Origin of the sequence: Novacetimonas maltaceti (genome assembly GCF_002906255.1) — a bacterium.
Classification (GTDB): domain Bacteria; phylum Pseudomonadota; class Alphaproteobacteria; order Acetobacterales; family Acetobacteraceae; genus Novacetimonas; species Novacetimonas maltaceti.
Genome location: NZ_POTC01000082.1, coordinates 1 through 7,414, shown reverse-complemented (window position 1 = coordinate 7,414; position 7,414 = coordinate 1). Strand labels below are relative to the sequence as shown.

Genomic DNA, 7,414 nt, shown 5'->3' with positions numbered 1-7,414 from the left:
GTCCGACGACGCACGGCACGACCCCCGCCCCGAACAGCAGCCCGACACCCGTCAGCAGGTCCGCCCCGTCCTCTCCCGCCATACCCAGCGAGAAGGACGGCACCAGCAGCACGGCCGAGAGCGCCAGCACCAGCGCCCCCCACGGCGCCAGCGCCGTGACCCGCGCCCCCGATGCCGCACGCATGCCCGGACACCGCCAGGCCCGCGCGATCATGCGCCAGCGCGACAGCAGCGCGGGCGGCCCGGCCACACCGGCCATACGCTGCCGACACCACTGGGTGAAACGCGCGCAGACGGGCGCCATCAGCACCATCAGCACCAGATGCACCCCCGACAGCAGCAGTCCCTGCATCCCGACCGCAAGCGCCCCCATCAGCCCGGCCCCTTCATGACAGCCAGCACAGCAGCGCGATGGCAAGCGCGATCCCGGCAGGCAGCGCCAGCGGCGCAAGGCGTTCCGGCGCATCGGGAAAGCGCAGCAGCGGCAGCATGAGGCAACGCCCCCCCGCGCGCCATGCCCGCAACGCGCGCCGCACCCCTGCCGCCGCGCCTTCGGGCCATCCCGCCATGTCCTGCAAAAGGCGCACGAACACGCCCGCCCCCACCTGCGTCAGCGGATCGCCAAAGGGCATCCATGGCGGGGCCGGCGGTGCGCCCTGCTCCCACGTCGCCACCTGCCGCGTGGCGGAGACACCGCGCATCCACCATACCACCCCCACCATCACCCCCACCACCAGCAGCAGCACGGCCCCATGGAGCGGCACCAGCACGGACACGCCATCGGGCGAAGGCAGGGCGAACAGCGAACCACCAACTGCCCCGCCATTCACCTGCCGCGCGACCTGCGCCATGCCCGCCCGTGCAAGGGCACCCCACCCACCGGGCAGCAGCGACACCACGCAGGCCAGCGCCACGCCAGCCGCACATCGGCCCAGCACCGGCCATGGGGGATCGCACGCCCCCGCCCCGCGTGGGGTACGCGGCCGCCCGCACAGCACGACACCCACCAGTCGCACCAGCGCCAGCAGCCGCACCCCCCATCCGGCCCCCATGACCGCAAGGACACAGACCACGGGGATTTCCTGCGCAAGGCTGCCCCCGTGCGGCAGGGCACCGAACAGGCGCAGCAGCATCCATGATATCGAAAACCCGATCAGCGGCGGCATGCCCCCCAGCGCCAGCAGTCCGACCGACAGCAGCGCCGACACGCGGGGCATCAGTGTCGCCAGCCCCCCCAGGTGCATCAGCACCAGTTGCCCGGCCTCCACCTCGATCGCGTCACACAGACCCAGCAACGCAATCCATATGATGCACCCCGCCGCCAGCAGCAGCATCAGGCACGCAACCACACCCCCCAGCATGTCCGGCAGGTCATTGGCCCGCGCCACCAGCCCCAGCCCCGCCACCATGACCGGCAGGGCCGCCGTGCCGCCAAACAGGCCCGACAGGACCCGGCGCATGTCGCGCGCCACCAGCGCCCGCAGCGACGCCGCAAGGAACAGCCCGGCCGACAGCGCCACCAGCGCATAGCCCCAGCGTTCGGACAGGACGGTACTGTCGGGGTAACAGGCCAGCAGGCGCAGCCACAGGTGCCCCCCAACGACAAACCCCGCGACATCGGCCATGCGCAGCGCGGGCACATGCCGCCGCCCGCCGCCGGGCCGCCATGACAGGTGCAGCAGGGGCCACGTGGCCATCAGAACCACGACCGGCAGCACGAGTGCGCGTGATGCGCCCCCCGCCCCGGCCAGCGCGTCAGGACCGGCAGGCGCCAGCATCGACAGCAGCGCCATCCCCAGAAGGCCGCCGGTCCCACGGCCGCGCCGCGCCGCATCGTCACGCAGCGCCACGATGACGCACGCCCCCGCCAGCCCCGATACCAGCGGGCCACCCGCCACGGCGGCCGCGGCGGCGATACATGCCAGCGCCCCGGCCTGTCCGGCGCACAGCCCCACAAGCGCCACGAGCAGCAGCGACGAAAGCGCCAGCGGGTCGGGATGGAACACCGACAGCAGGCGCGGCGCGCGCCCCACCGCCGCGACATGCCCCAGCGCAGCGGGCAGGCAGGCCGCCAGCGCCCCCGCCATCACGACCACCCACCCCACCCGCAGCAGCGGCAGGCAGGCGGCGCGCGCACGCGGCCATGCCCGCGACGCAAGGACGCAGGCCAGCATGGCGCCCAGAACGACAAGGAGGATAATGCTGATGATCCGACCTGCTCCCGTGCCTGGCGTGGTGATGACGGCCCACCCCGCCACGGCCATGGTTGCGCGTTCAGATCATGGCAAGGGAGACCTTGCGACGCGGCGGCGGGATTGCATCATCAATCTCCGCCAGATCGGCTTTCGTCAACTCCAGTTCGGCCGCCGCCATGTTTTCGCGCTGGTGCGCGGGCGACCCCGCCTTGGGAATCGCAAGCACGCCGGGCTGGCGCAGCACCCACGCCAGCGCGACCTGCGCGGGCGTTGCGGGGCCAAGCGAGGTCTCGTGCCGCGACGCCACCCGCTCCAGCACCGGGGCACGCAGCAGTTCGCCCCCCTGCCCCAGTGGCGAGTAGGCCATGGTCACGATCCCCTCCGCCCGGTCATGGCCGAGCAGGTCATATTCCACCCCTCGATAGTCGAGGCTGTAGAGGATCTGGTTGGCGCAGCACGGGTCCGGCGTTGCGATGCGCGCGAGTTCGCGCATGTCATCGACATCGAAATTGGACACGCCCCACGCCCGGATCATGCCCGCGCGTTTCAGGTCCTCGAACCCCGCCACGGTCTCCTCCAGCGGGATCGAACCGCGCCAGTGCAGGAGGTAGAGGTCCAGATGGTCCGTCCCCAGCAGCTCCAGCGACGCCGCGCACGCCTTGCGCACCCCCGCGCGCGAGGCGTTGGAGGGCAGGACCTTGTCCACGAGGTACACGTCGTCGCGCCGCCCGGCGATCGCCTGTCCCACCAGGCGTTCGGACCGGCCGGAGCCATACATTTCCGCCGTATCGACAACCCGCAGGCCCGCATCGAGCCCCATGCGGATGCTGCGGATTTCCGCATCACGACGCGCCTCGTCATCCCCGAGGTTCCATGTCCCCATTCCCAGCGCGGGAACCGTGATGCCATCGGGGAATGTAACGTTCTTCATGCTGCGCGGCCTTTCCTTGCCATGGTCTGCCGCCTGCGGGCCATGACCGCCATGGCCCCGTGGGTCATCCCTGCCTCGGTGCAGGGATTACCGACGCGTCCACCCCTTCGCCTGCTGCTGCCAGTAGGTCAGGGTGTGCCCCGCCTCGCGACATGCCTTCCAGCGCTGCCGTGCCGCCGCGACGGCATTTTCGTCATGGCCGTCGAACAGGTCGAACACCCGTTCGAAATCGCCCATGCCACCGGCCGACATGCCATCGATCAGGAACAGGAAGGTCGCGCCGTTGGGCACGTCCTCCCCCGCCGTCAGCCAGATCGGCTGCCAGCTTTCATGGCCCAGCGCGCGGGTGCCATGCGGCAGCCACACCGGGTCGGTGGCGCGCCACAGGGCATCGTCGAGCCATTTGACCCGGCCCTCGTCCCCGCAGCGCACGACCGCGCGGCGACCGGCGTCAAGCGTCCGCCCGAGCAGGGCAGGCAGCGCCTGCTCCAGCGTGGAACGCGTCAGGTGATAGAAACCAACCTCCGCCATGAAGTTCCTTTTGCAACCCTGCCCTGGCCGGGAAGCAGCCATGCTTCCCGGCGCCTGGTTCAGCCTTCGTAATGTTCCCGCACGAGGGCGTCGAGCAGGCGCACGCCAAAGCCCGTCGCCCCCTTGGGCACGCAGGCCGTCCCCTTGTGCGCGAACGCCGTGCCCGCGATGTCCAGATGCGCCCACGGCACCTTGTTGACGAAACATTCAAGGAATTTCGCCGCCGTGATCGACCCGCCCGCCCGGCCGCCGATGTTCTTGAGGTCCGCGATGTCCGAGCGCAGCAGCTCGAGGTACGACGCGCACATCGGCATGCGCCACAGCCTGTCGCCCACGCCCTCGCCCGTCGTCGCAAGCTGCTGCGCCAGCGTGTCGTCGTTGGAGAACAGGCCCGCGCGTTCGTTGCCGAGGCTGACGACGATCGCGCCCGTCAGGGTGGCGAGGTCAACCATGAAGCGCGGCCTGAAACGCTCCTGCGCGTACCACAGCACGTCGGCCAGGACCAGGCGGCCTTCGGCATCGGTGTTAAGCACCTCGACCGTCTGGCCCGACGCGGTGCGCACCACGTCGCCCGGCCGCTGCGCATCGCCCGAAAGCATGTTTTCCACCAGCCCCACGACACCCACGGCATTGACACGCGCCTTGCGCCCCGCCAGTGCGGCGATAGTGCCGACCACGGCGGCAGCACCGCCCATGTCGGTCTTCATTTCCTCCATGCCGCCCGCGGGCTTGATGGAAATGCCGCCCGAATCGAAGGTCACGCCCTTGCCGATGAAGGCGACCGGGGCCTCGCCTTCCGCCCCGCCATTCCAGCGCATGATGACGGTGCGCGGCGGCACGGAGCTGCCCTGTCCCACGCCAAGCAGCGCGCCGAAGCCGAGCTTGTGCATCGCGTCACGGTCGAGCACCTCGACCTCCACCCCAAGGTCGCGCAGCTTCGTGATGCGGGCCTCGAACGTGTCGGGACGCAGCATGTTCGCCGGTTCGTTGACCAGGTCACGGCACAGCAGCACGCCACGCGCGACCGCCGAAAGCGGCGTCCACGCGGCCTTTGCCCCGGCGGGATCGGCGCCCACGAATTCCAGCCCTTCGAGCTTCCATGCCTCCCCTTCGCGCCACGTGGTGCGGTAGGAGTCAAAGCGGTAGGCCCCCAGCACCGCCCCAAGGGCCACATGCGCCGCAAGGCCGCCAGACAGGGTATCGAGCGCGACGGTGGCGCGCGCCGCGACCTTGCCCAATGCGGAGGCGATGGCCCCGCCCGCCTGCTCCGCCACGCGCGCGTCGATCCCGTCGCGCGGGCCAAGGCCGATCAGGACCACGCGATCCAGCCCCGCGCCGGGGGCGAGCACGACGCACGACGCCTTTGCGGCGAAGGAGAAGTCCGCCGCCTTCGCCGCGCGCGACAGCGCACCATCCGTCGCCGCGTCCGCCTGCGCATACAGCGCGGAAGGCGCCCCGTCGGAGGGGGCCAGAATCGCCAGCACGCCTTCGTGCGGCAGGCGGGACTCAGAAAAACCGGTATCGAGCATGAAGCAGTCGCTACGCTTGAGAAAACCAAGGAACAGCGTGACGCGAAATCACGCACGGGGCATGCGCAGACCCCTGATACGCCGGGGAAAGCCTTCCCCCGCGCCACCATGACGCACCCGCCCGTCAGGCCCCGCCAGGGCGGGTGCCGGGGCAGGCGATTGCATGTCGCATCGCATAAACGCATGACGGCGCGGCATGAGTAAGCTAATGCCATCTGCATGAACATACCATCCTTGCATGCCCCCGACGACCAGGCCCTGCTCGATCTCGCGGTCCGCCTTGCAACGGAAGCCGCGGCACTGATCCGCGACATCCGCGCGCGCGGGTTCATCACCCATACCAAGACCGATGATTCCCCCGTGACCGAGGCCGACCACGCGGCGGAGGCGCATATCCTTGCCGGACTGCGGGCCGCGGCCCCGTCCATTCCCGTCATCGCGGAAGAAGAGGCGGCGGCGGGGATCGAGGTGGAGACGGACCGGACCTACTGGCTTGTCGACCCGCTGGACGGCACGCGGGAATTCGCGGCGGGGCGGGAGGATTTCACCGTCAATATCGGGCTGGTGCGCGACCGTCGCGCGGTCCTCGGCGCCGTGGCGCTGCCGGCCTATCACCAGGTCTATGCCGGGCGCATCGGCCATGGCGCATGGCGGCATGACGAAAACGGGCAACACCCGATCCATGCACGCACCGCCCCCGCGGCGGGGCTGGATGTGCTGGCGTCGCGCCATTACGCCGATGACCCGCGCCTGAAGGAACTGCTGTCGCGCCAGCCGGTGGCAAGCATCCGCAACATCGGATCGGCGGTGAAGTTCATCCGCGTGGCCGAAGGTGTCGCGGACCTGTATCCCCGCCTTGGCCCGACGATGGAATGGGACACCGCCGCCCCCCAGGCCGTGCTGGAGGCCGCGGGCGGCAGCATCACGGAATTCGACGGCACGCCGCTGGCCTATGGCAAGGCGGGCTGGCGCAACCCGCCCTTCATCTGTCGCGGCGCGCAATGACACGACGGCTGGCGGCGGACGGCGCGGGCATCGCGCAGGCGGCGGACATCCTGCGCAACGGCGGGCTGGTCGCGTTCGGGACGGAGACGGTCTATGGCCTTGGCGCCGACGCCACCGACGCCCATGCGGTCGCGCGCATCTTCGCCGCGAAGGAACGCCCGAGCTTCAATCCGCTCATCAGCCATTTTCCCGACGCGGACCGCGCCTTTGTCCATGCGCATGCCGACGGGCGGGCGCGTCGCCTTGCGCAACGCTTCTGGCCCGGGCCGCTGACGATGGTGCTGCCGCGCACGGCCGAATGCGCGGTCTGCGACCTTGCCGGGGCGGGGCTGCCCTCCATCGCGGTGCGGGTGCCCGCAGGGGATGTGGCGCGCGCGCTGCTGGCGGCGGCGGGGGTGCCGGTCGCGGCCCCTTCGGCCAACCCGTCGGGCGGCGTCAGCCCGTCACGCGCGGAGCATGTCCTTGACGGGCTGGAGGGCAGGATCGACGCCGTGCTCGATTCCGGCCCCTGCGCCGTAGGGGTGGAAAGCACGATCGTGGACCTGACGGGACCGGTACCGGTCCTGCTGCGCCCCGGCGGGGTCACGATCGAGGCCCTGCGCGAGGTCTGTCCCGACATCGCCCTGCCCCATGGCGGCAGCGACGCGCGCCCCGTGGCGCCGGGGCGGCTGTCGTCGCATTATGCCCCCACCCTGCCGGTCCGCCTTGGCGCAGTATCCGTCGCCCCGGACGAAGCCCTGCTGGCATTCGGCCCGGAACTGCCCGGCAGTCCGCTGACCTGGAACCTCAGTCCGGGCGAAAAGCTGGAGGAAGCGGCAGCACGCCTCTTCGCCGGGCTGCGGTTTCTTGATATGGAGGGGCGCAGGCGCGGACTGCGCGCGATCGCGGTGCAGCCCGTGCCGGCACATGGGCTGGGTGCCGCCATTGGCGACCGCCTGTCCCGCGCGGCGTGCCCGCGTACATGATGACCCGTTACCGTTCCGCATGACCCGATCCCGATGACCGACCCACGATGACCGACCCTGGCGATACCTGACATGAGCGATAGCCTAGACCCCAAGGAACTGAAGATCCTGTCGGATATTCTGGCACTCGTGCTGGAGGACAATCCGGGCCAGTCGGAAAATGCGCTGTCGGCCATCCGCGCACGCGCGCGCAAGAACCAGATGACGGGGGGCGCGCTGAAAAACCTGTTCGCCGCCATTGCCCCCAATCCCCCGCCC

Annotated in this window: 6 protein-coding genes and 2 pseudogenes; 3 read left to right on the top strand and 5 right to left on the bottom strand. The window is 70.5% G+C overall.

Annotated features, from left to right (window positions below; translation table 11 throughout):
• From KMAL_RS15545 to KMAL_RS15525, 5 genes and pseudogenes are all read right to left on the bottom strand, one after another.
• Positions 1-373 (bottom strand): annotated as a pseudogene (locus KMAL_RS15545) (hypothetical protein); the annotation flags it as partial.
• Between the two features lie 13 nt (positions 374-386).
• Positions 387-2,258, bottom strand: a complete 1,872-nt coding sequence (locus tag KMAL_RS17835) for a proton-conducting transporter transmembrane domain-containing protein (RefSeq protein WP_146044245.1) — start codon at positions 2,256-2,258, stop codon at positions 387-389.
• 16 nt (positions 2,259-2,274) lie between these two features.
• Complete coding sequence (locus KMAL_RS15535) at positions 2,275-3,126, bottom strand: aldo/keto reductase (RefSeq protein WP_110096411.1); 852 nt, start codon at positions 3,124-3,126, stop codon at positions 2,275-2,277.
• 87 nt (positions 3,127-3,213) lie between these two features.
• The gene (locus KMAL_RS15530; RefSeq protein WP_110096410.1) at positions 3,214-3,657 is read right to left on the bottom strand and encodes a DNA polymerase III subunit chi; all 444 of its coding nucleotides are present in this window, start codon (positions 3,655-3,657) and stop codon (positions 3,214-3,216) included.
• A 59-nt stretch (positions 3,658-3,716) separates the two neighbouring features.
• A complete protein-coding gene (locus KMAL_RS15525; RefSeq protein WP_110096409.1) occupies positions 3,717-5,186 on the bottom strand; it encodes a leucyl aminopeptidase in 1,470 nt (489 codons plus the stop codon).
• 219 nt (positions 5,187-5,405) lie between these two features.
• On the opposite strand from KMAL_RS15525, the gene cysQ reads away from it, so the two are divergent.
• From cysQ to KMAL_RS15510, 3 genes and pseudogenes are all read left to right on the top strand, one after another.
• Positions 5,406-6,191: a 3'(2'),5'-bisphosphate nucleotidase CysQ gene (cysQ, locus tag KMAL_RS15520; RefSeq protein WP_110096408.1), complete on the top strand. Its 786-nt coding sequence runs from the start codon at positions 5,406-5,408 to the stop codon at positions 6,189-6,191.
• Positions 6,188-7,156 carry an L-threonylcarbamoyladenylate synthase gene (locus KMAL_RS15515; RefSeq protein WP_110096407.1) on the top strand — a complete coding sequence of 323 codons (969 nt, stop codon included), beginning with the start codon at positions 6,188-6,190 and terminating at the stop codon, positions 7,154-7,156. The genes cysQ and KMAL_RS15515 overlap by 4 nt, the downstream gene beginning before the upstream one ends.
• Before the next feature lie 72 nt (positions 7,157-7,228).
• Positions 7,229-7,414, top strand: a pseudogene (locus tag KMAL_RS15510) (hypothetical protein); the annotation flags it as partial.